Genomic DNA, 25,471 nt, shown 5'->3' with positions numbered 1-25,471 from the left:
TCATTGCAGCGACGATATCGGCACGAGGAACGAGGCGGCCATGAAGTCCAGCATCGGCACGTTGACGAAACTCGCAAACAGGAAGACGACGACGGTCAAGGTTAGCATGACGTCCAGCCGGCGCGAATGAAACAGCCGCTCCGGCCGCTGCACCACCGACCCCGGGCGGGTGGCAAGCCAGAGGTAAACGGCAAAGAGGCCGCTGATGAACGGAAAGACGAGGATGTATTCCACCCGGTATTTCACCAGAAAGACCCCCAGCAAAAACGCCGTCATCATCGCGTAGACGAAGCAGGAAACGGTCAGGCTCTCCTCCGTGTAGTACTCGAACGACCGCCGATACCTCTTCAGGACGGCAATGCCCGCATTGGCGGCGATGTCGCGATACTCACCGAGCCGCTTGGCCGCCATCAGGAAGGCGCCCGCCATCCAATAGGCGGCAAGCACGCTGATGGGGGGCAAGGTCACCTGGTCGACGATTGCCCAGCCGAGCAGGAAGCGGATCGGATTGTTGAGGCATTCCGTCAGCACATCGAGATAGGGCTTGTCCTTCGCCCGGATCGGCTCGACGTTGTAGACAATGCCCGAAATCAGGAAGAGCACCGATGTGACGAAGAACAGCTTGCCGATGACGGCGGCCAGCAGCAAGCCGCCAATGGCCAGAAGCAGATACTCGCCATAGACGATGCCCGGTCGCATCTCGACGACCACCGCCCGACGCTTCGACTTCGTCGGATGCGCCGCGTCCCGCTCCCGGTCGAGCCATTCGTTGATCACATAGTTCGAGGATGCGATGCACACGGCGCTCAAGAGCCCGACCGGGATATTGACGATCAGGCTTGAAAGATCCGGCTTGGTGAGCGCCAGAGCGAGGATCAGTCCGGGAAGGATGAAGACATGTTTGGTGACGTGGTCAAACCGGGCAAGCGACAGGTAGTCGCCCGCTTGTCCTTGCGGCTGACCACCGAGCGTGCCGACGCGTGTCGTGTTTTCCTGGTTTGCGGGCATGTCCCTCTCCTTGATTAGAGACCGCGCACTCCTGCTTCTGCGCGCCTATTGCGCGCTGATGTCCGACGCCTGATAGATACGGCCGTCCCTTTCGGAGCGGACAAGCTTCAGCTTGGCGAGCTTGACGAGCTCCTTCTCCGTAACCAGGTAAAACCGCCAGTCGATCGCGTCGACGAAGACGACATAGGCATTCTTCTGCGCCATATCCTCGCGAAACTGCTCAAGCTGCCGGTCGAGCGGACCGGCATCGCTTTCAAGGCCGGTGCGCCGTTCGCTATGGGAGGGTATCCAGTCCGTCGAGCGGCGCGTCAGGAAATTGAGCGGGTCGCAGGCATTGGTGAAGATGACCGCATCGGCCGGCAGCGCCCTGACGGCGCGCACGATCGGCGACGACTTCCAGGCCGTGCTCTGAAACCCCACCCCTTCGCGGAAGGCCTCCGCCGTCTGGGCGGTGCTGCGCAATCCGTGGATGGCCAGAAGGCAGAGCAGGATCAGCGCCAGCGAACGCCGGACGACCGGTGCGGCATCGACGCGACCGCAATAGTCGGCCGCTGCAATCACCAGAACGAAGATGATGGCGACATAGAAGGGAAGCGAGTAGCGGGTGTTGAGCTGCAGGTTCGCCTCCACATGTACGGCGAGCACGACGAACAGCAGATAGAAATATCCAAACAGGCCGAAGATGAGCGTCGTCAGATCGCGGTCGTCCGGCCGGCGGTCGGGCCAGTTTCGCTTGAGCGTCTGCACCAGGACAACCGTCGCCGCGACAAGCGCGAGAAGCAGCACCGGGATGCGGATCACCTGCGGCACCTGGCTCGGCAGGAGAAAGCTCGCCAGAAGCGACAGCCCGCCTAGCCAGCGATCGGCATCGGCATTGCCATAGAACCAGAGCGCGCGGCCGACCGACCGGCCGACAAGCAGCTTGCTGACGATCACCCAGGCGAGAAAGATACCAGCGCTGCCAACAAACAGGAGGACGACGTCGAGGAGCCTTTGGCGAAGGGACCGCGCCGAATTGTAGAAGAGCGCGATGGTGGCAAAAGCCGCCCCGACAGGCGGCGCCACGAAGCGAGCGAGCATGGCAAGCCCAACGCAGGCGGACGAGCCAAGCAAGGGGCTCCGTCCCTCGCCCCGCATATAGCGCATGAAGAAACGGATGCCGAGAAATGTCAGCGCCAAGAACAGGGCCTCCGACATCGCGATCGTGCTCGTCCAGAGGAACGTCGGATTGACGATGATCAAAAGCGTTCCGACGGTCACGAAGAACGGTTGATCCGGCAGCGCCGTCCTGAACAGCGAAAAGACGAGCCAGGTATTGAGAAGATAAAGCAGAAAGGCGATGCCGAGGGCGACATGCTCGAGCGCAAATCCAAGGGATCCCCCGGCACCCAGCATCCACGCGTAAAGCGGCGCGTCATAGGGCGTGCTGACGATCTGCATGTAACGCGTCGAATCCGGAAGGATGCCGATACCGTTCCAGGTGTTCAGCACGAAAAGCACGGCTGCGAGCGCAACCAGACACAACAATACGGGATCGGAGCGCAGCCTCTCCAACGCCGGTTCGCCGGTCGTGAGATATCGGTTGACCAAAATCTGCCCCCTCGCCTGAAGCAATTACGCGAGCACTGGGTACTGGAGCACTTGGTTACTGGAACACTTGCCTACTTGAGCACTGGTATCTTAATTTAGAATTATCTTTAATTTCGAATCTATAACGCGCCGCCCCTCGTCGCAAGGACGTTCGCCTGACCAATTCTAGCTACACCGGGTGGGTGATCCCGTCAGATGGATTGGCGATCCCCCGGGCGCCATTGCCCAAAGCGATGCGCCGCGACCACAACGCCAGCACAGGATGGCTGTTTCTACCACAATCTCTTGCAATGGCCATTGAAGCGACGCGCAAGCTAGGCTAAGAACCGCTCACAGCCTGCTTCGGCGGCCCTGCCGCCAAACGGATGCACCCGTAGCTCAGCTGGATAGAGTGTTGGATTCCGATTCCAAAGGTCACAGGTTCGAATCCTGTCGGGTGCGCCACTAACTACATTGAAATCATTGATTTTTCAGTCTTTGCTTGTCCTCGCGCGCGCTGGAAATAAGCTAGCTCAGTCCTAGCTCAGTAGCGCATGCACTTCGGAATTCCTCAATGATTTCAACGTAGCCTGCGAGGGCTCGGGCGCGCACCTAGCACACTTCCAACGCAGTGCGCCGACCAAAGCAACTCGAAAGGTGCCCCACGTTATGCTGCAATCCCCCGCTCCCACGAAAAAGACCCCGTTCACGCTTTTCCAGCGAGAAGGTACTCGAAACTGGTCGATGCGGTATTCGATCGGCGGCAAACAATACAAGAAAACCCTCGGCACCGCTGACGAAGAGCAGGCGCTGCAACGAGCCTATGAAATCTGGCACGAGCAGAGTTTCCGCAACAAACAGGGCTTATCGCTGGACAGCCATCCATTCTCGGAAGTGGCGGAAGAATTCATCGAGAAAGTCGTGGCCGAAGCCGAGCGGGACGAACGCAGCAAATATCATCCGATCTATTGGCCGCCGATCATTCGCCGTTTTCCTGTCGGCTATTTCGGCGACCGCCCCATCGAAACAATCACAACAGCGGACATCGAGCGTTATCTGGAATGGCGCAAGACCTACTGGACCACAGGTCCGGGCTTACAGGTTCAGAAAATTCGATGCGAGCGGGAAGACGGTCGTATTTTCATTCGGCCCGCACCCCGCAAGGTCGCCGCGCTGAGCACGATCAAGGGCGAGATGGTCATTATCCGCGAGATATTCGAGCAGGCAGCCAAATGGGGTTATTGCAAGCCGATCGTCATTCCGGCCGTCAAAGCAAGAAAGAAGCCTGATACGCGCCGACCGGGCTTCTCACCGGAAGAATATGAACGGCTCCTCAACAAGAGCCTTGAACGGATCAGCGAACCACAACAATCGGTGAAGCTGATCAAAGCGAAGGATGGACGTGTTTGGACCCAAAGCACCCTCACCGACCGCGTGCGTTCGGATCGTGTTCGCCTGCATGCCTACATCGAGTTCATGGCCAGTTCAGGTCTGCGCCCCACGGAAGCGAAGAACCTGAAGTGGGGCAACATTCTCCGTTATAGGGAAACGAAAGACCTGGCGTTGTTTAAGCAGGACGCGCGTCTGCAAGTGCATGGGAAAAGCAAGCACGGTGACGCTGTGCCTCTGCATGGGGCAATTCAAGCACTCCATATGCTGTGGAATGTTTTCGTCAGCGAGGTTGGCCGAGAGCCAAACGATGACGATCCCGTGTTTGCCGATGCGAAGGGAGAAGCCATATTGTCGTTCAAGCGCGGCTTGAGCGGGTTACTCAAGGCGGCAGACTTGGAGCGCGATCACAGAGGGGTCAAGCGCACTTCCTATTCGTTACGGCACTTCTACATCTCGCAGATGCTTGCGAACAATGTCTCCGTCCACCACATCGCACGAAACACCCGAACCTCGATCACGATGATCGACAAGCACTATGCTCAGGTGAATACCGAGCAGATCAAAGACTTTCTGCGCCCCGGCGAAGAGGATTTGCCGACCGAACCGATGCTGTTGGACGATGAGACTTATGGCGAAATCGCGCTGCTGGAAAAACGATTGGCCGAATTGAAGGCTGGCGAGACGAGTGAGCGGACAGCTGAGAAGTTGTCGCGGGCATATGGCGCACAGCGCAGATAGCATTTGAAACGGTGGCTCCAGATATGAAACGGTTGCCGTCGCCTCCAGCCTTGCCTAGAGCTAGAAGCTCTTACCCATCTGGCGATGTCAAGCGAACGCACCACATCCATATTCTTGAGGAGCTGGGACTTGAGCAACAAGCGCTTCGAAATGGAGAAACTGGCCCGTCAGTTTTTTCGGGATAACAAGAAAGTGATTGGTCTCATCGCGGATCGCGGCGCCGACACGGGGTTCGAGCCTGCGGTTCGCCGATTGTTTGGTGACAATCCCACGCGCGGAAAATCGATCAGAATCGGCAACCGCTGGTTCGTCTACACTGGGCTCAAGAAGAACCTTGTAAGCTTTCTGCCCATGCGATGGCACGAGGAACTAGACAAAGGGCGGGTCACCTGGCCCGGTTGCCAAAACTGGTGGGCGGGCTATCCGCTGATTGCCTGGGTTGAAGTACGGGCAAGCGACGACGGAAGCAACGGACACCTCAAGCTGAATGCCGAAGTTGGCCCGATCTCACATCATCGAGCGCGCAAGGGTATCATCGAGGTGATCGCGGCTGCAGCAGATGCGAAAGCACTGGAACGCGTCCATTTCCCGGTCGGCGCAGCCGACGAAGGACGCCTCTATTCGCGTTTCTTGCGAGGGAATTCCACCCCCGTGAACGACATCCGTGACACCGACGAAATCGAGGGGAAATTTGTTCGGCTCGTTGCCGACTTCGAGACCGAGTTCGAACTCATCGCGACCCTCATACCGCAGTTCGTGCGCTTCGACGATACGATGTAGCCGATGGCGGTATTGGACAGTTCGGCGGCACAGCTAGGATCCTCTACGCAGATGCCCAGGTGTTAAAGATTTGTTTCCGGGCGTCATCGCCGTTAACCTTTTGTTAACCTGACCTGTTGCAAAAACGTTAACGAAAGTGCTCGGCTTGATTGCGAATTGAGCGTCCCGCCGAACGACCCTGAGCCAGCGAGCAGTCTCGTCTTTCAGGGTGACGGTCTCGCCATGATGGCGGGCACCCCTGTGGTTAACCGTTAGAAGTGTTCCCATCATTGCTAGCCCTTTGCGCCGGACTGGCCTCGACGTCCGGTGGCTAGCCTGTGCTTACGGGCCTTTTGACATGACCAGCATTTTGACGAATACGGCGGCCGCGTTGCAAACCCTTCGCAGTGTCGGCAGCCAGCTTTCACAGACCCAGGACCAAATCAGTTCCGGCCTGCGGGTGCAGACGGCAGCGGACAACGCAGCCTATTGGTCCATCTCCACTACCATGCGCTCCGACAACCAGGCCATTTCCGCAGTTGCCGATGCCCTTGGCCTTGGAGCGGCGAAGGTTGATGTTACCTATGCCGGCATGCAGTCCGTCGTCGATGTCCTGTCTGAATTCAAGTCCAAGCTTGTCGCGGCCAAGGAACCGGGAGTCGACAAGTCCAAGATCCAGAAGGAGCTCGATCAACTGAAGCAACAGCTCGTGTCCGTAGCCACGTCTGCAAGCTTCAACGGCATCAACTGGCTCAAAACGGAATCACCGCAAAATCTCTTCGAAATATCATCGCTGCCTGCCGATATCGTCTCCTCCTTTGTCCGTTTTCCCGATGGCTCGATAAAAGTCGGCACGACGCAGGTCGAAATCGCCGATGTCAGCCTCTTCAACGCCGGTGGCGGCGGCGCATTACAGGGCGATCCGCGCGCACTGGGCGATATCGGCGGCTTCCGCCCAGCCTTGCTTGAGGATGTGGGGCTGCTGGGAGCTCAGACACGGCAGCTGACCGGTCTGCCGATCACACTCACGAGCGGCGATACAATAACGTTGGACATCAATGTCGATGGCGCAGTCTCCCGGACGCTCGTCATCAACAAGTCCCTCATCGATTCGGTACTCGGTGTCACCACCGGCTCAATCGGCAGTGCCTCCGACTATCGAGCCGTTCTGACGCAAGCCCTGGTCGCCGCCGGGATCGATAGCAACGTCACCGTCTCTACCGCTGGTTCCAATCTACAATTCCGCAGCGAGGAGACTTCCGGCAGCACGGAAGCCAGCGTTACGGTCGGGAGCGTTGCCCGTATCCCGAATGGAGCAACGGGATTTGTCTCCTCCACTACGCAGACATGGCAGACGACGGGTTTACCAGTCACTCTTGCCGCAGGCGAAGCCATCAGCCTTCGTATCGATGTGGATGGAGCGATTTCTCAGACACTGACGATCAGCGAAGCCTTGATCAACGCGGCGCTTGGAGTCTCCAACGGCACGATCAACAATGCGGCCGCCTATGCGACGGTCCTGACGCAGGCGTTTACCGCTGCCGGGATCAACGGGAACGTCGGTGTAACGCCAATCGGCTCCAGCCTGCGCTTTCAGACCTCTGGAGTATCGAGCGGGGCAAGCGTCGGGGTCAGCGGCGTCACCCGTTCACCGGCCGGGGCAACTGGACTTGCCAGCGCACCTACCACAACGGCAGGTGTCGCAAGTGCCAGCATCGGCGATTATGCCAAGACACAGTTTGCATTCACATCGCCTTTCAGAATCTACCGCGATGTCGCATTTGAGTTCGAGTTGAAGGTGAACAATACTGTCCAGCAGATTAGCATCGACCGCAGTCTGGTCGATGCCACGCTCGGCACCACGGATGGTCTCATCAACACTGCCTCACAGATGGCGCAGGTTCTCAACGCCGCAATGGCAAGCCGCGGGGTCAAAGTCACTGCCATTGCAGGCAATATTGTTCTGGATATCGACCCGAACATCCATCCCGAGAAAGGCACGCGATCGATCATTGCCATCAGCGATGTCAGCGACAACATCGGCCCTGTTGCCAATTTTGATGTTGTCGATGTCGATATCACCGACCCCGCCAGTAACCTCGATAACTATCTGACCGGCGTCGATATCATGCTGCAGAAGGTAATCTCCAATGCAAGCACGCTCGGATCGGTCAAGATGCGCATCGACATGCAGGAGGGTTTTGCTGAGACGCTTATGGATACCATCAGCAAGGGTGTAGGTCGTTTGGTCGATGCAGATATGAACGAAGCGTCAACACGGATCAAAGCCCTGCAAGCGCAACAACAGCTTGCAATTCAGTCTCTCCAGATCGCGAACGCAAATGCTGAAAATGTGTTGCAACTCTTCCGATGATCGTACTCCGGCCCGTTCACAATGGCGGATATTGTTGGTGAACTGAGGCCATGAGGCAAAGCGCAATTATCTTCGTACGAGCCATGATCGAGGCAGGTAGCAACATCCAGGCAATCGGTCAGAGCCACTACGTTCTGTCCGATCCGGTTAATCTGGAGGACGAGACCGCGCGGAAGCGCATCAATGAAATGGCCGAGCGATTTGGCCCACGAGACCATCTCAAAGCTCAGATCATCGAATATCTTCACGAACTCGGACGCGTGATCGAGGTCGAGTAAGCGCGAGCGGACCCCCTTGTCAGGAGCAACAAGTGTGCTTGTCCCCCGGATAGTGGGCCCAACTCTCTGCTCGCCCTTTTGGTAGACGGCTGTATTCGGGAAACAACGGCAACGATGTTTCGGAAAGGATCACAGCATGTCTCACCTCAAAGCTCTCAAGCTCACCTCCGCAGTTCCGGTTCGCGCAACCGTCGATCCGGTACAGCGGGCGCGGGAGAAGATGGTCGCGACGCTCGCCGAGCAAAAGCAAATGGCCGAGGCAAAGATCGCCGGTGAGCATTTCGCTCCCACCCATAGGGTTCGTCGCAAGAACGCAGACGGGCAGCATGTCGAGGTCGAGGCGCTGAAGCGCGTGCGCCAGGGCTGGTTCACCGATGGCAACGGCAAGGTGTTTTTCGCAATCCGTTATGCCGGCAAGCCCATCGAATTCGCCAAGGACAAGAACGCGATCGAGTCCGGCGAACTTTCTGCCCTGCCGAAGATCATCGACACGCTGATCGAGGCGGTGCGCGCCGGTGAGCTTGATGCGCAGTTGACGGCCGCTGCCGTCGAGCGCGGCAAAATGCTGCGCAAGTCCGCATAAACAGCGCAGTTTTTTCGCTGCAAGCATCCGAAGGGCATGGGATCATTGATCCCATGCCCTTCATGCATTCCGGCAAGACCGCAGCGCTATCAAAGAGCGCCACGGACGCGCGTTCGAATGCGCGCGCAGTGTGGCACTGTTTTCGATGCGGGTCGCTTTCCTTGATACTTCTATGCTTCTGGACGATGCATGCTGCTACCCGATACAAGCTCGGAATCCGACGCGCTATTACTACCCTGCTGCTGATATTTGAACTCGCCCTTTGCGCCATCTGGAACTTTGTTTCCGCAGAATTCAAGCGGGGACGAGATGCAGGCTTCTTTAAGTGACGAACACGGCGAGAGACCCACGCAGGTGCAAATCGATCTCGCCATGCTGTTCCTGACGGAGCTGCAGGTGGGATCCGAACGGCTCTATAAGATCAAACGCAAGGGCACATCGCTGAACTTGCGCTACGAGATCGACGGCGAGATACACCGGCGCAGCTACCTGTCGGGACTGTCATGGCGAGCGATTTTGCTGTTTGCCCTGACGGAGGGAAAGGCCGTAACTGTGCACGAGATGGACCAGCCGGGCCGATACCGAAAGCTGTTCCCGAACACCCTGCTTCGTCGACTTCATTGGTATGCAAGGCCCAATGCGAATTTCCCGCCGGTCGCACGGTTTTACGATCCGAATGGCAAAGCAGTCATGTTGCTGACCCGGAGCCGCGTTTGCGGCCATGCCGTCGATGCTCTACACAATTTGGCGCATAGTGGGCCGGTGTTTCAGCCACTATGGATTTCCGACATCATGGCACTACGGCCCATGCTCGGCCTCGATCTTGTGCGTGACGAGACATTCTCGGCCGCGATGCCGATAAGCGCATATCTGGAAGCCGCCGCGATGATGGGCCGCATTGTCGAAGAACCTGAGTTTCCCGGCTTGTCGCTGACCGGAAATCCCCGTCGGCTCGTGACCCCGCCGTCATCAAAGGCGGGCCGTAGCATCTTTGACCAAGCAAGCCGGGAAAATCCGGCACTGGAGAAACTGCGCGATCGCACGATCTATGCGGACTATTCGCTAACGATCTAGGATAGGAAAGTTCGTTGAGCGAACTTTTCAATGCGTCGCAGGAACTCAATGATCGCCACTGGCTCGATCCAAGACGCCAATGCTACGCAGACGCTCGGCAAGGCTGAGGACGTTTCCGGCGTATCTGGAAGACTTTGCGGCAGCTTTGGCGTCGTGCCCCAGGACTTCAAGAGTGGCTGGAAGCATCGGTCGCCATTTCGGAACATCCACAGTTATCCAGTTAGTATCCAGTAGTAGATTATTATACCTTACGCTACCTGACACACATTCAACACGAGCATTAATATCGAACAAAACATCAAGGCTCACATCGCATGAGTCATCTGCATTGACATCGCTCTCCGTTTCACTGCACTCATCTGAGACATTTTCATCGAACTGACTGCACAATGACCGATCAAACGAACTTTCAATGTCGTCGTCCTCTTGGTTGACTGCCAAGGCAATATCGGTCCCCGCATCCACGTCCTTTTTCCCTAGGACAAAGCGAAGCGACTGAAAACCAGATCGCTCCAGATACAACCACTCCACATAAGCCCGGATGTCGTCGGCAGGCCACCAGTCTCTCACTCCTGAAGGGTCTTTTTCTGCCGTGATGAAGTCCAGCGGATCAAGCTGTTGTGGGTCGTTTTCGATGCGGAATTTCAGCGAGTACCGCGTCACGTTCTGAAGGTTTTTTGCGGCCGATCGATACGTGTGGAACGGTCGCACATCAACCTGATAAGGGGCGTGGTGGCCATCATTGCGCAGGGCCTTCGCGATCTCTTTCTCAGTCAGGCGGCCCTTTTGTACGATCGCGTGCAGGTGTGGGAGCCACACGGTTTCGTCGTCTGCGCCGATCAATGGAAATTCCAAGCTGTTTAGCGCAAGCTTTGTTTTGCGACCGGCGCACTGAAAATCTCCGATAGTCGTGCGTCCCATTTCCCAGAAGCCGACGAACTGAAAGTCATCCCAGCGGCTATCGAGGCTCCGTTGACGAACGATAAAGTTGCGGAGACGCCGCTTCTCCTTCTCGATTACTCCATGCACATCAGCCAGGTCCGTGCGTGCCGGAAGTAGGATCGTCACGAAAGCGATATCATCGTTGTTTGCATCGAGAAAAGTTTCACGGATCGCTTGGCGCGTTTGCCTGCCTCTCTCGCGCATGAAGCAGCGCGGGCAAAGAGGGATGCCGCAGTAGAACATGTTGTTGTTGCTGCTGATTTCGCCGCAACGTATCATTCTCGCCATCAGGACATGATCCGGGCCGAGCGCGTTCATTACAACCTGCCGCTGCTCTTCATTCTTTGGAGAGAGCCAGCGAAGCTCCTTCCGTTGCCACCAGTTAAATTGCTTCGTGCGCATCATCGCCGCACGCAACTCCTCCATAGCCTTGGTCATGAGAATCTCCTTCTAAAATAACGTGCTATTTATTCAGCACTCATTTTAGCGCCGCACATCCTTGGAAATAAATATTTAAATCAAGGAGATAGGCAGAATGAAAATCAAAGACATATATGAGACGATGTGCGCCAGCGGACTTACCAAGTCACAAATGGAATTCTCGCGAATATGGCTTGGGCGCAGCCCTCGCTATTATTCGCATCTTGTCGCGGTCGACCGAGAGCCTGGACTCGCCACACTCTGCGGTATCGCGTGGCGGCTAGAACGAATGTCAGTCCGAGGCAACGCGCAACTGCTACAATTCAAGCAGAAGCTTGCCAGCGAGATTGAGCGCAGGACGATAACGGATATCCGCCGGCGTAGGCTTTAACGTTTAGCCAATGGCCACCAATTAAAAGTTCCTGAGTACAAGCTCTACAACTTTCCGTATCAGGAACTTTCAATGAACGCCCATTCCAACTCCGGCAACGCAGCGATGGTAGCTCTGGTGGCAATTACCGCAATCTCCGTTGCCTCCCCCGCCTACTCGCTAGATAAAGTCCGCTTCGGCACCGACTGGCTCGCCGAGGCAGATCATGGTGGCTTCTATCAGGCCGTCGCTGATGGCACCTATGCCCGCTATGGTCTAGATGTCGAAATTCTGCAGGGTGGGCCAGGAGCGCAGAACCGCGCTTTGCTGTTGACGAGCAGGCTCGACTTCTATCTGGGAACCCAACAGGAACAGCTTATCGGCATTGAACAGGGCATCCCCCTTGTCGATGTCGCAGCGTTCTATCAGAAGAACGCGCAGGTCATTTTGGCGCACCCCGACAGCGGCATTGAGAAGTTCGAGGACCTTGCCAAGCTCGAAACAATCTTCATGACACAAGGCGGCTTTGGCGCGTATTTCGAATGGATGAAGGCCAATTTCGACGGCTTCCGCGACGAGCAATTCCGGCCGTACAATTTCAGCCCGGCGCCGTTTCTCGCTAACAAACAATCAGCCCAGCAGGGGCTGATCACCTCGGAGCCCTATGAGGTTCAAAAGCAAGCCGGCACGGAGCCGAAGATTTTCCTTCTCGCCGACAGCGGCTACAAGCCCTACGCGACGACGATTACCGTCCAACAAAACCTCATCGACACGAACCCCGACCTCGTACAGCGGTTCGTAAATGCCTCGATCGAGGGCTGGTACAATTATCTGTACGGGGACAACGCGGCCGCCAACGCGTTGATCAAGACGACCAATCCCGAGATGACCGATGGCCAGATCGAATATGCCATCGCCAAGATGAAACAATACGGGATAGTGGATAGCGGCGATGCGCTGGACAAGGGTATCGGCTGCCTGACCGCCGAGCGCTACAAATGGCTTGTCGATGAACTGGTAAAGGTGAAGCTGCTCAAGGCCGATACCGACTACACCAAGGCCTTCGACACGCGCTTTTCCTGCAAGGGCGTTGGGTTGAACCTGAAAGGATGAGTTTTTAGCATGGTGCCGGATATACATCCGGCATCATCTCGCTCAGCCCCTCACCTCAGCGAAGACGTCCAGCAGAGGAGCACATTCTCGCAGCAAATCCCTTGCCGCAATCTCGTTTTGCGAAACAAGCTCCTCGAACATCGTCTCGATTGCGACCTTCGCCGCGCGCACATGCACCGGCACATCATCATCAAGCGGGTTCTCATCGAAGCTGCGATTGAGCGCTTCGAAGGCTTTCACGAAAACCTCGACGTTGTGATTCATCAAGACCCAGACACCGTCTGTTGTGACGCGCAATCGACCGTCCTGCATCTCGCAGATTTCGGAAACGGTCACCTTTGAACCGATGGCCGTCGCGACAGGGAGCGGCGTGAAGCTCAATGCGGGTGAACCGCTCCGCGCTATCGTGATGTTTTTGGCGACGTCGCGGGCCAATTCGTCGAGGGTGCGGCTATCATCGGCGCTCGCATGTTCCGCGAAGGATATTGGGCTGAGCGCGCAACCATGCTTGTCGAAGCGGAACGACGTGTACATGTTGAAATTCGCTGCCGCCAAAAACGGGCTCGACGTGTCGAAGGAAACGCCGATGTCGGGATTGATCCGGCGCAGGCCGCGAAGGATGGTTGTGAACAGGTAGGCCGGTTCAAGCGTCGAAATACCGAGAAAGTGTATCCATCTGGCCTTCTGCAACAGTCCGTCGTCGTACATGTCGAGCAGGCGGGCCATGCTCATGGAAAACGCGCTCTGATGCGTTCCGGCAAACGCCCAGCCTTCGAGCCCATAGCCCTTCACCGCATCGTACCAGACCTTGCTTTCACGCTCGGTGCGCCCCTGGATCACGTTGAGCAGGTTGGTGGCGCCGGGTCTGCGGTGCGTTGAGAAATAGTTTAGATTTATCAGAGACTGCTGGAGGCAGGCGTTGTAATCGACGGACAATCCATTGCCTGCCGCCATCGCTTGCAGATTGTGGCCCTGAGCAATCAGGCGGCTGGCATGTGCCGCGACGTTTCCGCTTCCGATGCCGCCGGTCGGAAAATCCAGGGTCATGGCAAAATCCGCATTCCCCTCAAGCCAGCGCAACATTCGCTCGCACGTCTCGTCTCCCGCAAACGCGATGGTGCCCTGCTGAATTTGAAAGCCGCCGCTGTCGCCGATAATAGTGGTTCTGTTGCGATCGCGCGCGCTGACCGAACTTGCCTGTTTCGCGGCGCTGTCGCTTTTGGCCGCCTGTCCCGCGCTGTAGAGCGCATAGGGGTAGTGGAAAAGGCCGCTTGCCGGATCGAGAAAATTCAGGTCGCTCTCTCGAAACGAGAAATCGCGTTTAAGATGCACCGAGTGCCCAAGCTTTGCAAAGTTCGCACTGATGGCGGGCATGTAGACGGCGTGCGCGGACTTCGTGGAAAGCATTGAATAACCTTAAGGACCCTGTCTGTCCGACCCGCTGTAATTTCTTAAGACCTGCACGGCTTGATTGCGGGACACTTGATGAAATCATTGCGAGCATCCAATGGGCAAAGCCGTTAAGAAAGAGCCAATCGTTTCCGCGCTTGAGCAGTATCGGAATGCGTTTGAGGATGTCGTTGCGAGTGCTGCCGCATTCGACAAGCACGAAAGCCAGGGCCAAAAGCTGCTCTTTACCGCCTTGGAGCGGATGTTTGCCTTCGGTGAGAACATCCGTCAGGATCGGCAGGCATTCGAGGCGTTTCTGGAACGTTATGGCAAGACCTTGAACAAGGTCACCAGGGCCAATCCCTACAATGCTCTGGTCGAGCTGGCCTTTTCCAAGAACCGCAGCAAGAGCTGGCGCAGCGAGCTTGCCAACGTGCTGCTCTACGCCTCGGAGACGATCGGCGCCGAACCGTTCATAGACTGGCTTGAACGGGATGGTGGCATCTCCGGGCGATATGCTGAGGCCGTAAAACATTTTGCGCGCCCTGCGGCTGGAAAAGCGGCGAGCTTGAAGTCGTCTCGGCTTGCGATGATCACCAGCGAACTGAAACAGTCGCGCGTCGTGGCGACGGCTTTGCCGGGGGTGATCCTTACGAGCGGCTTTCACCGCTCCCTGTTGTTTTCCGAAGGCGGCCAGACCTTTCTTGTCCATATCCGCGATGAGGACGACCAGAATACTATCGACAAATACCTGCTCGAACTCGCCAGCAACAGAAACCCCGATGAACATCCGCTTGCCAGCCGGCCGCTCTACCCGCTGTTCCGAGCCCTGGACATGATCGCCGGAACGTGCAAGCCATCCAGCAGCGGCGCACTCCAGTTTGTCGCGATCTGGAACGAAGCGGGCGATGAGACTCCGGTCACGAAACTGCGCTTCCTGTCGGACGCCTATAGCTTCACGAATGCCACCGTCACGCTTGCGTATGCCCTCCCGGAACTGGAAGGCAGAGGGCAATTTATCCTTGCGCTCTCCGATGCCGAAACCTTCCGGCAGCTTTTCCAGCATGATTGCCAATGGCGCGTATCGGCCGACGATCAGGGAATTTGCATTGTTGACGATGCGAAGTCGCAAATACAGCTCAAACTCCATCCGGTCGCGAACTATCTCGGTGCGAAGCTGCGACAAGGCAGGAAACTTGGTCGTAGAACCCGGCATTTCCTTGCGACCTGCGAGGGTATGAAGGCTTCGGCGAGTAACCTCGACATGGCGGCCGCCTTGTTCAAGAAGGCCAACCGCGCAGGGCTTACCGCCGATCCGGCGCCAAGACGTCTGCAGTGGCTATCGGAGGGGGTAACGCCAGAAGTCGGCTTCACCGGCGCACAAAGCTATTCCGGATTGGCCTATCCCTTTTTGACTTTCACCGCGCCGGCGGCCGCGATCGATCCGCAGATGGAGCTTTCGCTGGCCGACATTGCCGCGCTCTGGAAAACTGCATCCGCGTATGGAGAAGACCTGGCTGGATACATCGCTGACAGCGATGTCGCAGATGCGGCCTTTTGCATCGACCATACCTTTGACGGTGGCGATCACTTCGAATACGTCTCGCCGATGGTCCTTGGCGTTTCCATGGCTCGAACCCAAGTCTGTCAGGATTTCCGGGCAAATCCGCCCCCTGCGCCCCCATCATCCGCATCGCCTCCATCCGGTCCTCGGATTACCGGCTCAAGTGGAAGTGCGGCCAACACTCGAAAGCCCGACAAGAAAGCTGCAGTTTCAGCATCCACAAATATTCAGCCCGTCGACCCCGACGATGCCTGCCCCTCCCATTACAGCAAAACGTTGCAGGACAATTGGCGCAGCAAAAGGCTGAAAGGGGTCGCTTGGCCGGCGATCATATACAAAAGCGGCAATGTGTTCGGCGCTTACATCAACAGCTTTGTGCCGGACGATGCTGAGAAACGTCTGTGCCGCCACTACGATCTGGAATGGCAACTGCGCTGGTGGCGACGGATGACAGACATCCCGGTCACCGTGATTGCGTCGGGTTGGAGCGACGATGAAGTCGCCAGCCATGGCGAGCTAAACCGGATCGCGGAGAACGGTGGCCGGATCATTCGGGCTCCGGCGCGCGAGATTATCGACAATCGCCGCCATAGCCTTCAGGAATTCTACGATAGCGATCATGACTGGGGCATCATCATGGATGACGATGCCAGCCTGCACCATGGCGACAGTCACAACAGCGGAGCCTCGTTCTTTTCCGAGATGGCGGCAAATGATCCGGCAGCATATGAGACGATAGACGTGTTTTCGCCGTTCACAGGGAAAATGCCGTCGCATAACGTCGTCTGGCGCGAGAATCCCCAGCTCTTCAAGGAAAATCACGTCTTCGATCCCTATTACGACCTGAAAGGGAGCATGTACATTGTGCGCAACTTCCCCAAACTCGGTCGCCCGGAGATACTGCCGCCCGCTTCGTTCCGACTGCACGGCGAAGATACGCTGTTCGGGGTTGAAGCAATCAGCAAGGGCGCGTCGGTCTATCGCTGCAACAACATCGTCTTGCGTGAGCTGCGATCAGGCGGGACGCTATTTCCAAACCGTGCAGCCAACATGAAAATAGGCAACACCCGGATTGCGGAGATGTACGCCGACAAAGGCTTGAGCATGGCCGGCAAGCACTTGCTGGATCGGTCCGAGATGCTGCGCATGGCGGGACGAGCCGAAGACAAGCATCTCAGTCGCAAAGCCGCGCTAGAAAGTTCGCTGACCGAACTTTTACTATGCCGGAATGGGTGCGGTCAAAGCAGATCGACTGCCGCATTCATCTTCTCGTCGCGATCGGTGAAGCGTCGCGTTGTCGTCAGATTGCGGTGGCCGGTCAGCGCGCGGCCGATTGCGAACGGCAATTCAGGACACACAGCAGCGAGATAACTCATAGACATCGGATTCTCGATAAGTTTCGCGTTCCGCATAAGCAAATGGAGAGAACAAATGGCCGCTACGGCTGCGACTGTTGAAATGGCAATGAGAGAGCATGATAAGCTCGGTCTGCAGGGCTTTCTCGACAAATACGCAAGCGGTTTTCCGCCGCACAAGCTCTACCTTCGACATGGATCGCAGCTTTATCCTCTAAAGGCCTTGTGGGCCGCGTCCTGTCGCCCCCAGATTCACAGCGGCAACTTCAATCCTCAAACAGCATACTCCGGGTTCGAGGCCCTCGGCTTTACTGACTTCGTGAACACCGATGAGGATGAAGACGTCGCTCCCACGGTAGATTCGGCGGAAGAAGGTGAGCGTCACGTCCGTGAAATCAATGTCATTTGGCGAGACAAGGCGCTGGTTTCGAAGGCAAAAAAGTACCACGGCTATGTTTGTATGGGGTGCGGGTTTGATTTCGAAGCATTCTACGGCCCGCTCGGGCGCCAATACATCGAATGCCATCATATCGACCCGTTGTCTGGCCGTGACGGCAAGAATACGCCCACGACAATTGACGAACTGGCGATGCTTTGCTCCAACTGCCACCGTATGGTGCACCGGAAACAGCCGTGTCTGACGATAGCGGAACTGAAGTCCCAAATATCTGAAAACGGAAGAGGATGATTGGCGCCCAACGAGGGCTGACTTGCCGCCAACGGCATTGCAAGGTCAAAGCAGATCGACTGCCGCTTTCATCATCTCGTCATGAACGTCGATATAGCGTTGCGTGGTGGTCAAGTTGCGGTGCCCAGCCAGCGTCATGATAACCTTCGGGCTGACGCCGGAATGCGCAAGTCGGGTGATGAACCAGCGGCGACCGCTATGCGAGGTTGCACCATCAAGACCGGCGCTCCGGTAAAGCTCGCCCATCAACTGACAGAGGGTGTTCGCGGAAAACGCCGTGCGCTTCTGCGTCAATAGCAGCGGTGCATCGGCGACCCGGCTCTCGGGCCAGTCCGCTCGATGACGCTCGATCTCCCGCCGTAGCTTCTCATTCAGGAAGACCACTCGGGCATGACCGCCCTTCGTGATCTCGGCCCGTAGCCGCAGTTGCTCGCGCACCTTGCCCTCGCCGTCAATTACGTCGCGCATGGTCAGCGCAGCAATCTCACCGACGCGCAACCCTGCGAGATGCGAGAGCATCAGCGCCAGCCTATTGCGCCCTGCGTGCTTCATTTGCGCTACCACAGCCAGCAGCCGTTTGAATTCTGCATCGGTTAAAACGCGCGCTTGCTTCATCAGAACCTCACAAAAACCAGCATTTCCTTGCCGTTCGTTATGTTGCCGATGGGCAGGAAGGGCGAGCGCCAGCTTGAAGCGAGGAATTGCTCTGCGGAATCAAGGCGTCAGCGGCATCGAGAGCGAAAACCTTAGAAAATGTGCGTTTCGTTAGGTTTCTATCAGAGGCGCTGGATGCAGCGAATTTCAATGCCTACTGGTTGCCTCGCTCTCGTGCCAATGGCGAAGAGCAAGCCATGACAGAACGGAAGTCGCGGCGAAAACTACCGCTCCGAGGCAAGCGAGCAGAACCAATGTCGCGAAGACGCGCGGCGTGTTAAGTCGGCTTTGCGCCTCCAACAACCGGAAAGCCAGACCGGCATTGTTCCCGGCCTGCCCGACTGAAAACTCCCCGACAACGGCCCCGACAAGCGCAAGCCCCCCGCCGATTTTCAGGCCTGCCAAGAAGTGAGGCAGAGCAGACGGAATTCTCAGATAGCGGATGGTTTGCCATCGGGACGCGCCATAGGTGCGAAGCAGATCAAGGTGGTGGCGTTCAGCGCTTTTCAATCCTTGTAGCGTGTTCAGCATTACCGGGAAGAAGGCGACGACAAACGCGCATATCAATTGCGCGATAGTGGGTGTCGGCACGTATATCAGGATCAGCGGCGCAATCGCGATAATCGGCGTCACCTGAAGGGTCACAGTGACAGGATAGAAAATCGCCTCGATCCAGCGCGCCTGCGCCAGCAGTGTAGCAATGCCGCCGCCGCCGACTAGCGCGAGTAGAAGGGCAAGCAGTGTCGTCTTTGTCGTCAGCCAAAGCGCCGGCCCCAATATCGACCAATCGGTTACAAGAGTCGCGGCGACTGCATCCGGCCCCGGAAGGATGTACGGTGGAACCCCTGACAGTTCCACGTAAGCGGCCCAGCCCGTTATGATTGCAAAGCAGCCCACCATTGGAGCAACAATTCGAAGAGCCAACTCTGCCGGTAAAATCATGAAAGGACCCAATTTGGATGAGCGCCAATCACCCATCGCTGAACGCTGAATTTCACCGGAGAGTGGCACGGCCCGTTTCGCGCGACTCGCGATTCAAGATGGCCGTAGCACCCAAATGGCGCATCGCAAATAACGGAAAATCCGCAGTGATCACAATCACTTCTTAACGGCGCACGCATTAGGAATCTGCACCATATTGTTGTTTGGAGCACTTAATGACCTTAGAATTTCTTGGGAACCAGATTGCCTTTTTCGATCGACCTGTACCCCTTCTGACAAAGGAGCGCTTCTTTCCGGACCACTACGATTTAGAGACCGGAATATTCTTACGACCAGCTCCACCCGTCACTGCCGGAAATTACGACCACACTGGGAAGTATGTAGAAAAATTTGCCAGACAACTTCATTTCACAACGCTCGATCAATTCTCCAGCGGCGGCAGAGCTCTCATCGGCTTTGATGTGTGCGCTGACTTCACAAAACCAGAGCCAACGATATATCTGCGTCATGGAAATAATATTATTGGATCATATGAAGAAAAATTACTCTACATTATTGATGAATATAGGGGTATGCGCCTCAGTACGATCTTAGTTATCGCCAAAATGGCGGCGCGGAATGGCCCGGCTAATCCTGACCGGTCAGTTTCTCCGGACGGCGCGCGCGCTCTGACCAGTGCCTACAATTGGCTGGCTGCGCGCGGCTATATCGAGCATCCAGAGGAAACCCCAGCCGCCACAGCAAATTCGCCTGCGGATGAAGCAACGACTATGCAAAACAATTCTTGGCGTCAGAAATTGCGACGTTTGATTCAATTGTAAGCATCATAGAAATGAGCTTTGAATGGATACTAGCAGCGGAAACATCGTGTACGTTATCGGCGCTGGCTTTTCAGCGGGGTTAGGCTTTCCTACAATCAACAGTCTCTTACCAAATATATGGCCGAGACTACAGCGTGCAGGCACGGCCGCGGAACTTTGCGACATCATTCGCTTTCATCATCCAGATTTCGACCCTGATAAAGCCGACACGTTTGTCAATGTGGAACGCTTGCTCTCAGAAATGAAGGCTAACGAACAGTTGTTCGAATACAGCCGGCCAGCGTCAGGCGGCTTTACAAAAGAAGAACTCACTGCTCGCAGACAGCGGTTCTTGCTCGAGATGGCCAAATGGTTTCACGGACTAAAAGAAGATGCGATCCGGTCTCCTCCGATTTGGCTCACGGCACTCGCCGAACAAATCAAGCGTGAGAAGGCACAAATTATATCGTTCAATTGGGACCTCGTGCTGGACGAGCTTCTCTTTGGGTCCACCCTCGACCGTCGAGACTATGGATTTGGAGCCCGGAAGCCGGGGCCGCGTTTGATCAAGCCACATGGTTCGCTGAATTGGTTCGAGTATTCGACTGGGCGACACTTGAACGCCGACAAGAAAGTTCTGCTTACTGGCGAAGGTGAAAGGGCGATCTATGCTTTCAAACCTTATCGAGCACCACATTCGACCCGTCGCGAGTATATGCCGCTTATCATTCCGCCAGTTTTCAACAAGGAGTTTGCGGGGCGCCACTTTCAGACTCTTTGGAGGAAATCAGTCTCAATTTTGAGCAGCGCTTCAGACGTTCGCTTTCTCGGATATTCCCTTGCGGATGCTGATTTTCACGCACGATTCATCTTAAGATGTGGCTTTTACAATCAGGAGCACGGAGCCTAAAGAAAGGGAGGACGACGCCGTTCGCCTACGGGCAGGGCCAACGTAACAGTTGTTGACCCAAGCGACCAAGCTCATGCCAGAATTCAAAGCGCCATCGGCTGGCCCTGCGTGTTTTCAAAGAGCACGGTCGAAGATTGGATAGACAGCTCCGTCACACTCTGACGCAACGCTGATGATAACTGATCATCATTTCCTCAAAGCACTGATCGCCTGCGGAGCCAAATCAGCCGGCCAGTGCGTAGCAGAGTGGCGAAAGCGCAAGACGAACTCTCCCTCAAAGCGCAAGCAGTAGGCGGCTGTAGTTGTCAGGATCGAAAACATCGAGATCGCCGTCATCGCCCGAATGGGTCCAAGAGCCGTACAAATCATCCATCAGGCCATCAGTTGCCATAACCTCCAACGTGGATACGGTGCTCCAGCCGCGGACGTACTTATTGAACCTGTAGCGATCCAGAGTGTCGTTTACGTCAGCATCAGCAAGGCTATAGAGCGAGGCCCATGCGTGATCGGACACCGCTGGTACCGGAATATTGTCCGATGCGTACTTCTTGAGCGCCGCCTGAAAACATTCGGTATTCAGCGATGCGAGCTCTGCAATCAATCGAGCAAAATCAGTAACCGGTGCGGGATCCAATGACGGCCGCCCAACAAAATCCGGCCCTGATAATGGAAATCTATATGAAAAAAGCTCTCTCTGCGCTCGAAGCTCACCCAGCCGCGCACGCCAAAGGGATCGCCGCACAGGATCAAGAGCCCGCATATAGTCAGCTGTGCGGTTAAGTATGTTCTCGTGCGTCATCTCCACCGTCTTTCGTCCATCCCATTTCACATGGGGAGATGTCAGCAGATATGCACGACACGCATTGAGAACGGCATAGTAATTGAAGTAAGGAACTCCCATCAAAAGATTGCGATCGTAGGCGAAATTCGCTGATCCCGCGAGTATTGAGGCAGAAGTCACGAGCTTAATTGCAAGATAATGGCGCAACACCCAAAGGCTATTATCTTCGGGTGTAATTTTCCTGGCGATCGGGGCGAACAAGCGCCGCGTTGTCGAGCAATACTGCATTATCTGCTCGGAGGTGGCCTCCAGTGGAAGCTCTTTATATGCATAACAGTACTCCGAGCCCGTTGCGCGCATGATGTCGTCAACTCCAGCAACACAGCCCGCCTTCAACAATAACTTCCGGCTTGCTTCCAACGATTACGCCCCCTTGTTGACTATCATTAGCCCGCTTCAACCATCTTTCTCTACGTTTTTCGGCGTCGCCAAATACTGACGAACCTGTTCGAGCGTAAGGCAGGGAATTTGAGAGTGAACAAATCGGTGGCAATTCGCGCAAACCATCAGGAGGTCGCTTGAACGAGTGATGCTGTCAGGCTGCAACTCCGCAATGGGCGTCTTGTGATGCGCCTCAATGCAGCGTTCCGAAGTTGCCCCATAGGTCGCTACGGGATCGAAGCCACACGCCTCACAGAAGAGCCGCCCGCCGTGCTTACTTTTGAAATCACGCTTCGCCAAAATGGGAGCGTTCCCAGATCGCTCCTTGTAGGTGTGGCTGCGCGTGAGCAAGCGCCCTTCAATTCCAACGATGTTGTCTTCGAGTTCGCTCGGTGGCAGGTTCTGAAGCCGTTCGAGCTCGATGGCAGAGCCCGCATTCGTCATTCCGAAAATGGTGGCCTGCCTAGTGATGACATCATCGGCAAGATCGCGAATTGCTTTCGTGTTGACGCACTTAGCCACGGCGGCGCCGTGTGCAGATATGGCGTCGGCAAGCTGCGGATGACGAACTAGTATTTCGTCGATTTCGGCGAGGTCTTTCCCCAGAGCCTCAAGCCTGTCCTGCAAATTTATTGTGAAGTCCGTGTGGTGTATCGAGACATATAGCGGCGCCAACGTCGCTGTGATCCCGTCGTCGGTTATGATGTCGAAGTGCATTTCGTCCATCACGAATGACTTGTTTTCGAGAGGAAACGCAACCGTGTGCGACAGGTCCTCACGGCCGGGCTCGGGTAGCCGGCAGACAGCCATTACAAGTTGCGGAAGATGAAGCTTCTGCCGATTGTTCGCATCAAACTTCCGAAGCCGAGGCTTCCCTTGCACTTTGGCTCCACGTACCTCGGCAGGCATGTTTACGCCAAGAGCTTCGAAAAGCACATCAATTTTACGATCTTCAAGCGAGCCTGAAGGGACGTACTCAAACTCTCCACGGCCACCGGACGAACGCCAGCGGATACCACAAGTTGCCATTCCCAGCAGGCCTTTAGAAAACTGATTCGATAGCTATAATCTACCAGCGTCGTTTGATTCGCCACACATGCGTGCATTGACGACCAAACGTTTTAATGCTTTATACGGGACGTTCCCGTTTCGTTCCAAGGGTGATGTTCTGACCTACTCAGTTGCTTCTTTTTTCTCGGGCATCGGCGGTCTTGATCTTGGTCTGGAACGCGCGGGTTTTCGCATCAACTTTCACTGCGAGGTAAAGCCGTTTTGCCGGGAGATACTGAGCCAGCATTGGCCGGATTTACCGATTGATTCAGACATAAGGAAACTCGATGACGCAAAAATCCCTAAAGCTGACGTTTGGGCGGCAGGATTCCCATGCCAAGACCTCTCGCTTGCAAGAATGGGGCCGCGATCGGGGCTTCGAGGGAGCCAGTCTGGACTCTTTCACGAATTTATGCGCCTCGTTAGAGGACGCACTCCACGAGCAATTATCCTCGAAAACGTTCACGGCCTTCTCTCTAGCCACGGAGGACGCGACTTCGCCATCGTACTCCAAGCGTTGGACGAACTCGGGTATGGCGTGGCGTGGCGTGTGCTTAACAGTAAAGACTTCGGAGTCCCCCAGCAGCGCCGTCGCGTCTACATTGTTGCCATGCATCGAGACGAACGCAGTCCCGGACAAGTACTTTTTGAGCCCGAATGCGGCGACTGGAATTTTGCGAAGGGTAGACAGGATGAAAAGAAATCTGCCTCCCTCTTTCAGACAATCATTGGAGATCCTAGCAAAGGACCCCTCGTAAAAAGCGTCGCCCATTGTATCTATGCGGAGTCGGCTCGGCATACCGGAACCGATTGGTCGCGAAATTATGTCTGGTATCCTGAAGGACGCGTCAGACGGTTCACACCCAATGAAGTTGAACGCGTTCAGGGCTTCCCGGATGATTGGACCCGACCAAGGGACTTCAATGAAAAGCAAGCAGATAAAATCGACAGTCTTAGGTATCATGCAGTGGGTAACGCTGTAACGCCGCCGGTGGCCCAATGGGTTGGCGAACGGCTTATGAAGGTCATGCGTGAGCAGGAGCAGACGGTACTCAGGTCGTCATTGGTCGCAGCCGAGTAGCCGCTTTTGGCTGAGAAATGGTGGACTCGCTTTCGCCCGAAAAGAGAAGCGCAAACATGGCGCGCATTCGAGCTCGGGATACCAAGCCCGAGTGGACCGTGCGTAGACTGCTGCATTCGCTGGGCTATCGCTACAGATTGCACCGGCGGGACTTACCGGGCCATCCCGACATAGTATTTTCTTCTCGGAGGAAGATTATCTTCGTGCACGGCTGCTTTTGGCACCAGCACGATCCGAAAATCTGTCGTGCAGGCCGACTCCCAAAATCCAACCTGGGATATTGGGAGGCAAAACTCTTGAGAAACGTCGAGCGCGACGACAGAAATCTTGCGCTTCTCAATAGCCAAGGCTGGGACGTGAAAACGGTATGGGAGTGTGAAACTAAAGATATCGAACTGCTAAGAAAATCTTTGGTCGACTTTATCGAAGGGCTAGCGCAGTCTTAGCGCAGCGCTCCACTGCTATCTACAATTTCAAATAGCTACAACCCCATTCTCTCAATTCCGATTCCAAAGGTCACAGGTTCGAATCCTGTCGGGTGCGCCATTTAAGTTTCAGCCAGACTGTTCGCCTTTAAACGAGCTGACCCGCAAAGCGCTCATCCGCCTGTGCACAATGGTTCTCGCCATCGAGCTGCGCTTTAACCGACAGCGCCGAGCTCAAGTCGCGTCGCGTTCCATCCTGAGATTGGAGACAACGCGGCGGTTTTGGACCTTGCAGGAGCGCTCGGTGCAGTCGCGGACTTCGCGGTCGTTGCCGTAGCCTTTGGCCCACATGCGGTTCGGATCGACGCCCTTGGAGGCAAGATAAGCCATCACCGCATCGGCACGTTTCTGCGACAGTGTGGCCATCTTGGACGCGGAGCCGCTGTCGTCGGAGAAGCCCTGCAGCTTGACCAGCCAGCGCGGGTTGCTGTTGAGCCAGACCGCCTGAATGTCGAGCGTCGCCTTGGCGACGCTGTCGAGTGTGGAAGAATCCTGGGTGAAGTAGGTCCGGCGGCCGACATTGAGGATAAAGTCCTCCTCGGTGCCGACGGATACGGTTTCGAAGCCGGGGGCCGGATCGTCGGTTTTTCCGGTCATCGGCACGGCTGCTGGCTCTTCGACCGCGGCGATTTCGGTGGTGTTGCAGGAAGCAAGCGTCAAGAGAATGGCGGCCGCCGACAGCAGCCTCGTCAATCCGGTCATAGCGGGCAT

At 56.0% G+C, this 25,471-nt stretch carries 23 protein-coding genes and 1 tRNA gene; 15 read left to right on the top strand and 9 right to left on the bottom strand.

From position 1 onward, the window contains the following. Both JVX98_RS27170 and JVX98_RS27165 read right to left on the bottom strand, forming a co-directional pair. Positions 1 to 1,008, bottom strand: coding sequence for a UbiA family prenyltransferase (locus JVX98_RS27170; protein WP_205238071.1), 1,008 nt, complete (start codon positions 1,006 to 1,008; stop codon positions 1 to 3). Between the two features lie 45 nt (positions 1,009 to 1,053). Then, entirely contained in the window at positions 1,054 to 2,598 is a 1,545-nt protein-coding gene (locus JVX98_RS27165; protein ID WP_205238070.1) for a glycosyltransferase family 39 protein, read from the bottom strand. A 367-nt stretch (positions 2,599 to 2,965) separates the two neighbouring features. Between JVX98_RS27165 and JVX98_RS27160 the strand changes: the two genes are divergently transcribed. From JVX98_RS27160 to JVX98_RS27130, 7 genes are all read left to right on the top strand, one after another. After that, positions 2,966 to 3,042: transfer RNA gene (locus JVX98_RS27160), tRNA-Arg, on the top strand. 279 nt (positions 3,043 to 3,321) lie between these two features. Further along, on the top strand, positions 3,322 to 4,707 hold the full coding sequence (locus tag JVX98_RS27155; RefSeq protein WP_205238069.1) for a tyrosine-type recombinase/integrase: 1,386 nt from the start codon (positions 3,322 to 3,324) through the stop codon (positions 4,705 to 4,707). A 129-nt stretch (positions 4,708 to 4,836) separates the two neighbouring features. Next, entirely contained in the window at positions 4,837 to 5,487 is a 651-nt protein-coding gene (locus JVX98_RS27150) for a hypothetical protein (RefSeq protein WP_205238068.1), read from the top strand. A 337-nt stretch (positions 5,488 to 5,824) separates the two neighbouring features. Continuing rightward, entirely contained in the window at positions 5,825 to 7,840 is a 2,016-nt protein-coding gene (locus JVX98_RS27145; RefSeq protein ID WP_205238067.1) for a flagellin, read from the top strand. A 50-nt stretch (positions 7,841 to 7,890) separates the two neighbouring features. Then, a complete protein-coding gene (locus JVX98_RS27140) occupies positions 7,891 to 8,118 on the top strand; it encodes a hypothetical protein (protein ID WP_205238066.1) in 228 nt (75 codons plus the stop codon). A 136-nt stretch (positions 8,119 to 8,254) separates the two neighbouring features. Next, complete coding sequence (locus tag JVX98_RS27135; protein ID WP_205238065.1) at positions 8,255 to 8,701, top strand: hypothetical protein; 447 nt, start codon at positions 8,255 to 8,257, stop codon at positions 8,699 to 8,701. Positions 8,702 to 9,055: 354 nt separating this feature from the next. Beyond that, a complete protein-coding gene (locus tag JVX98_RS27130) occupies positions 9,056 to 9,775 on the top strand; it encodes a DUF2958 domain-containing protein (RefSeq protein ID WP_205238064.1) in 720 nt (239 codons plus the stop codon). A 45-nt stretch (positions 9,776 to 9,820) separates the two neighbouring features. Here the strand turns inward: JVX98_RS27130 and JVX98_RS27125 are convergent, their stop codons facing one another. Further along, on the bottom strand, positions 9,821 to 11,155 hold the full coding sequence (locus tag JVX98_RS27125; protein ID WP_205238063.1) for a hypothetical protein: 1,335 nt from the start codon (positions 11,153 to 11,155) through the stop codon (positions 9,821 to 9,823). A 97-nt stretch (positions 11,156 to 11,252) separates the two neighbouring features. On the opposite strand from JVX98_RS27125, the gene JVX98_RS32735 reads away from it, so the two are divergent. Next, entirely contained in the window at positions 11,253 to 11,528 is a 276-nt protein-coding gene (locus tag JVX98_RS32735) for a DUF6626 family protein (protein WP_371826538.1), read from the top strand. A gap of 72 nt (positions 11,529 to 11,600) precedes the next feature. After that, entirely contained in the window at positions 11,601 to 12,620 is a 1,020-nt protein-coding gene (locus JVX98_RS27120) for an ABC transporter substrate-binding protein (protein ID WP_205238062.1), read from the top strand. 42 nt (positions 12,621 to 12,662) lie between these two features. Here JVX98_RS27120 and JVX98_RS27115 read toward each other — a convergent pair whose 3' ends face one another. Next, positions 12,663 to 14,027 (bottom strand): hypothetical protein, encoded by a 1,365-nt coding sequence (locus JVX98_RS27115; protein ID WP_205238061.1) that lies wholly within the window; start codon positions 14,025 to 14,027, stop codon positions 12,663 to 12,665. Between the two features lie 100 nt (positions 14,028 to 14,127). On the opposite strand from JVX98_RS27115, the gene JVX98_RS27110 reads away from it, so the two are divergent. Next, positions 14,128 to 16,944, top strand: a complete 2,817-nt coding sequence (locus tag JVX98_RS27110; RefSeq protein ID WP_205238060.1) for a hypothetical protein — start codon at positions 14,128 to 14,130, stop codon at positions 16,942 to 16,944. Positions 16,945 to 17,004: 60 nt separating this feature from the next. Then, entirely contained in the window at positions 17,005 to 17,616 is a 612-nt protein-coding gene (locus JVX98_RS27105) for an HNH endonuclease (protein WP_205238059.1), read from the top strand. A gap of 45 nt (positions 17,617 to 17,661) precedes the next feature. Here JVX98_RS27105 and JVX98_RS27100 read toward each other — a convergent pair whose 3' ends face one another. Both JVX98_RS27100 and JVX98_RS27095 read right to left on the bottom strand, forming a co-directional pair. Continuing rightward, on the bottom strand, positions 17,662 to 18,231 hold the full coding sequence (locus JVX98_RS27100) for a site-specific integrase (protein ID WP_205238058.1): 570 nt from the start codon (positions 18,229 to 18,231) through the stop codon (positions 17,662 to 17,664). A gap of 186 nt (positions 18,232 to 18,417) precedes the next feature. Continuing rightward, a complete protein-coding gene (locus JVX98_RS27095; RefSeq protein ID WP_246764961.1) occupies positions 18,418 to 19,212 on the bottom strand; it encodes an ABC transporter permease in 795 nt (264 codons plus the stop codon). A gap of 215 nt (positions 19,213 to 19,427) precedes the next feature. Between JVX98_RS27095 and JVX98_RS27090 the strand changes: the two genes are divergently transcribed. After that, complete coding sequence (locus JVX98_RS27090) at positions 19,428 to 20,033, top strand: hypothetical protein (RefSeq protein ID WP_205238057.1); 606 nt, start codon at positions 19,428 to 19,430, stop codon at positions 20,031 to 20,033. A gap of 22 nt (positions 20,034 to 20,055) precedes the next feature. Then, on the top strand, positions 20,056 to 20,922 hold the full coding sequence (locus JVX98_RS27085) for a hypothetical protein (protein WP_205238056.1): 867 nt from the start codon (positions 20,056 to 20,058) through the stop codon (positions 20,920 to 20,922). Positions 20,923 to 21,196: 274 nt separating this feature from the next. Here JVX98_RS27085 and JVX98_RS27080 read toward each other — a convergent pair whose 3' ends face one another. Together JVX98_RS27080 and JVX98_RS27075 are read right to left on the bottom strand one after the other, a co-directional pair. Continuing rightward, positions 21,197 to 22,123: a hypothetical protein gene (locus tag JVX98_RS27080; protein WP_205238055.1), complete on the bottom strand. Its 927-nt coding sequence runs from the start codon at positions 22,121 to 22,123 to the stop codon at positions 21,197 to 21,199. Between the two features lie 36 nt (positions 22,124 to 22,159). Next, a complete protein-coding gene (locus JVX98_RS27075; protein ID WP_205238054.1) occupies positions 22,160 to 23,173 on the bottom strand; it encodes a hypothetical protein in 1,014 nt (337 codons plus the stop codon). A 67-nt stretch (positions 23,174 to 23,240) separates the two neighbouring features. Between JVX98_RS27075 and JVX98_RS27070 the strand changes: the two genes are divergently transcribed. After that, positions 23,241 to 24,275, top strand: a complete 1,035-nt coding sequence (locus JVX98_RS27070) for a DNA cytosine methyltransferase (protein WP_205238053.1) — start codon at positions 23,241 to 23,243, stop codon at positions 24,273 to 24,275. 17 nt (positions 24,276 to 24,292) lie between these two features. Beyond that, positions 24,293 to 24,721: a very short patch repair endonuclease gene (locus JVX98_RS27065; RefSeq protein ID WP_256442665.1), complete on the top strand. Its 429-nt coding sequence runs from the start codon at positions 24,293 to 24,295 to the stop codon at positions 24,719 to 24,721. Positions 24,722 to 24,934: 213 nt separating this feature from the next. Here JVX98_RS27065 and JVX98_RS27060 read toward each other — a convergent pair whose 3' ends face one another. After that, the gene (locus JVX98_RS27060) at positions 24,935 to 25,471 is read right to left on the bottom strand and encodes an OmpA family protein (RefSeq protein ID WP_205238052.1); all 537 of its coding nucleotides are present in this window, start codon (positions 25,469 to 25,471) and stop codon (positions 24,935 to 24,937) included.

It is taken from the genome of Ensifer sp. PDNC004 (assembly GCF_016919405.1).
GTDB lineage: Bacteria > Pseudomonadota > Alphaproteobacteria > Rhizobiales > Rhizobiaceae > Ensifer.
The sequence above is the reverse complement of the archived record's forward strand: the minus strand, read 5'-3'. Positions and strand labels throughout refer to the sequence as shown.

Bases quoted from the DNA above. Each gene is read 5' to 3' on its own strand.
- JVX98_RS27060 (WP_205238052.1), bottom strand. From the start codon at position 25,471: ATGCCCGCTATGACCGGATTGACGAGGCTGCTGTCGGCGGCCGCCATT.
- JVX98_RS27075 (WP_205238054.1), bottom strand. From the start codon at position 23,173: ATGGCAACTTGTGGTATCCGCTGGCGTTCGTCCGGTGGCCGTGGAGAG.
- JVX98_RS27100 (WP_205238058.1), bottom strand. From the start codon at position 18,231: ATGAAGCAAGCGCGCGTTTTAACCGATGCAGAATTCAAACGGCTGCTG.
- JVX98_RS32735 (WP_371826538.1), top strand. From the start codon at position 11,253: ATGAAAATCAAAGACATATATGAGACGATGTGCGCCAGCGGACTTACC.
- JVX98_RS27065 (WP_256442665.1), top strand. From the start codon at position 24,293: ATGGTGGACTCGCTTTCGCCCGAAAAGAGAAGCGCAAACATGGCGCGC.
- JVX98_RS27085 (WP_205238056.1), top strand. From the start codon at position 20,056: ATGGATACTAGCAGCGGAAACATCGTGTACGTTATCGGCGCTGGCTTT.
- JVX98_RS27105 (WP_205238059.1), top strand. From the start codon at position 17,005: ATGGCCGCTACGGCTGCGACTGTTGAAATGGCAATGAGAGAGCATGAT.
- JVX98_RS27140 (WP_205238066.1), top strand. From the start codon at position 7,891: ATGAGGCAAAGCGCAATTATCTTCGTACGAGCCATGATCGAGGCAGGT.
- JVX98_RS27110 (WP_205238060.1), top strand. From the start codon at position 14,128: ATGGGCAAAGCCGTTAAGAAAGAGCCAATCGTTTCCGCGCTTGAGCAG.
- JVX98_RS27155 (WP_205238069.1), top strand. From the start codon at position 3,322: ATGCGGTATTCGATCGGCGGCAAACAATACAAGAAAACCCTCGGCACC.
- JVX98_RS27095 (WP_246764961.1), bottom strand. From the start codon at position 19,212: ATGATTTTACCGGCAGAGTTGGCTCTTCGAATTGTTGCTCCAATGGTG.
- JVX98_RS27125 (WP_205238063.1), bottom strand. From the start codon at position 11,155: ATGACCAAGGCTATGGAGGAGTTGCGTGCGGCGATGATGCGCACGAAG.
- JVX98_RS27145 (WP_205238067.1), top strand. From the start codon at position 5,825: ATGACCAGCATTTTGACGAATACGGCGGCCGCGTTGCAAACCCTTCGC.
- JVX98_RS27070 (WP_205238053.1), top strand. From the start codon at position 23,241: ATGCGTGCATTGACGACCAAACGTTTTAATGCTTTATACGGGACGTTC.
- JVX98_RS27170 (WP_205238071.1), bottom strand. From the start codon at position 1,008: ATGCCCGCAAACCAGGAAAACACGACACGCGTCGGCACGCTCGGTGGT.
- JVX98_RS27090 (WP_205238057.1), top strand. From the start codon at position 19,428: ATGACCTTAGAATTTCTTGGGAACCAGATTGCCTTTTTCGATCGACCT.
- JVX98_RS27115 (WP_205238061.1), bottom strand. From the start codon at position 14,027: ATGCTTTCCACGAAGTCCGCGCACGCCGTCTACATGCCCGCCATCAGT.
- JVX98_RS27135 (WP_205238065.1), top strand. From the start codon at position 8,255: ATGTCTCACCTCAAAGCTCTCAAGCTCACCTCCGCAGTTCCGGTTCGC.
- JVX98_RS27120 (WP_205238062.1), top strand. From the start codon at position 11,601: ATGAACGCCCATTCCAACTCCGGCAACGCAGCGATGGTAGCTCTGGTG.